The following is a 2,522-nucleotide window of genomic DNA, read 5'->3' on the forward strand; positions in this document are numbered from 1 at the left end:
CATCCTATTGCCCGCCATGAGTGATCTTGGTCGTCCTCCCAAGCCGCTGTTTAGAAAATAGTGGTCAGTATTCTTGACCACTACACTGGGACTCAATTAGTAAATGGTTTTACAGGAACAACAACACCAAACTTTTCCAGTTTAAGAAACTTAGAACCCAAAACTTCGGATGGGAGCTTCCTCTGTAGAAGCCCAAAAAAGTTTTCGTCATGGGTTGAGATGATAATTTGTTTACCGAATCTAAGACAAATACTACGAAGAAGGTCAATGGTAGACAAAATGTTAATTGAGTCCATAGACTGAATAGGGTCATCAATCATTATAACATCTACGGAATTACCCTCATCATCTTTGGCATGGAGCGCATTCGCCAAGAAAACGCTTAGACTTAAAATATTTGATTGAGCAGAGCTGAAATATAGGATTGGTGAAATTGATTCACCAGCGCTGTCATTTACAACAAGATTAAGACCAGGCTTGTCTGAGTCGAAGTCAGGTTTGAATGCTACTTTCTTAAAGGACGGGTGTGGGTCTATTTTTCTATAGATAGAATTGATAAGATCTTCATAGAAAAAATTATCAACGAGTTCTTTTAATTTTGATATCACAATATTTCTTTCATTGGTTAGAGCTATGTCCACATGAGAATGCTCTTTTATTTTCTCCTCTATTTTCACAAGTTTCTCTTGTGATGAGATGTGGGTGAAATATGGTTTTAGTGCATTAAACAGCTCCATGAGTACTTGGAGTTTGTTTGATTTATTATCAAGACTCTCAATGTGAGAAGCTAGCTCGCTTATTTTTATGGATATAGTTTCTTGTATTTCTGTTAATGATTTGTCTGTTTGTTTCCCAATGGTTTCACTTAAACCCTCAAAAAATTTCACCACTACTGATTGAGACTTTGTTAAATCTGCTTCCGCAAGTTCTTTTTGGAGTGTTAATGTTGATAAATCAATCCAATTGCCATCAGCAAGCATAGTCTCATGTAACGTGTTACATTCTTTAAGAAATTCATCTGCATCAGATTTTTGCTTGTCTTTTATTGCTTCTAAATCAACTTTGTTTTTATGGAGATGTGTTTTAAGCCCATCTGATGGCAAACCATTATCTTTGAGATACTCCCTAATTTTCTTGTAGGGTAGTCGAGAGGTTAGGGACTCAATATAGGTTTTACAGGAGTTTATAGAACTAGTATTTTTGACTAGTAATGATTTTGTCCTATCTATATGTTCTCTGAGCTCACTTTGTTTAGCTAAGAGTACTTTTCGTCTATCTGAAAGGGAGTTAATCTCTCCTTCTGCACGAGAAATGAGTTCGGTTTTAACTAATCCCCAGACAGAACCTTGAAGATCGCTAATTTTTTTCTCTACAGCATTTATTTCAGCAACTAAATTTGTTTTTTCAAGCTCCAATGTAGTTCGCTTTGCACCTAACTCATTCACGTTTATACGCAGTTCTGTGAGCCGCTTCGATTGGGCTTCAAGAGCCTCGAGAGTAATCGTTTCAATACTTTTCTTCAAATCATTTTGGCGTTTGCTCGATGCTGCCAACTTCTCGGAATTATCTCTACTAAGATTTGACAAAATCGCATTGTTTTTTACTTGAGCTCTAAGCGTTTCGGTAGATTCATGTGGCTTATTGCAGAGAGGACATGTTTGCGTAGGCCACAAACTCAGGTAATCCAAACCCATGGCAATAAGACGCTCGTGAAGGTCCATTTGCTCATTCAGCGAATGTTGAGTAGCCTGGATGGTTTTGTCATGCCTTGCCCAAGTATCAAGCTCTGCAGATAAATTGGTTAACTTCTGAAGCTTCAAATCATCGAATTTGATAGCGCTAATATCAGAAGTCAACAACGAGTGTGCAGTTATTTTAAGTGCAGAAACTTTTGTTAGTTCAGACTCTAAGTTTTCGTATTGAGCCTTGTCCAAGTTTAGTGCCAAATCTTTTTCAGACACCTGGGATTTTAGTAGAGCCAGACGTTCATTATGAGTTGATATTTCTGCATATATTCTGTCGCTGTTTTGAATGGCATTTTTTAAAAACATCGAACGAGAGTCAACTTCAGCCAAATCTTTATTTTGTTGTATCTCTGATGCCTCAAATACCTCAAGCAAAGAAACGTTACCCTGGTGTTGCTTGGCGAGAGTATTCTGTTTTTCTATTGCTGTTATTAACTCTGACTCTACATTGGCGTATTCCTCAACAAAGCTTTCAAGCTCGATTAGCATCTCTAAGCGTTTACTTGTATTCTGTAGTTCACTTAGACACTTATTATTTGATGCCAATAGTGTTTGATAGCGCTGAGCATCTAGAACTCCCTTACTAAGCTTGGAAAGTTTAGGTTGAATTTCGGCGATTAAATTAAAATGTAATTGTATCTCTGGGAGTATAGATAATTGTTCAATAAGTACATCATGCGATGTTTTATTTTTTCCACGCAAGACTTTCAGTTCATGAGTCCGCTTTACAAGCGAGGATAATATTTTATGCTCCATAGTTACGGAGAAGTCTTTATC

The 2,522-nt window shown here is 37.2% G+C and carries 1 protein-coding gene; it reads right to left on the minus strand.

Annotation, left to right across the window (positions count from 1 at the left end; translation table 11 throughout):
* Window positions 1-92: 92 nt before the first annotated feature.
* A partial coding sequence (locus AACS18_RS14850) for a DNA repair protein (protein WP_181363290.1) occupies window positions 93-2,522 on the minus strand: 2,430 nt, incomplete at its 5' end.

Origin of the sequence: Aeromonas sp. HMWF015 (assembly GCF_963878965.1) — a bacterium.
In the GTDB taxonomy this organism is placed as follows: Bacteria; Pseudomonadota; Gammaproteobacteria; order Enterobacterales; family Aeromonadaceae; genus Aeromonas; species Aeromonas veronii.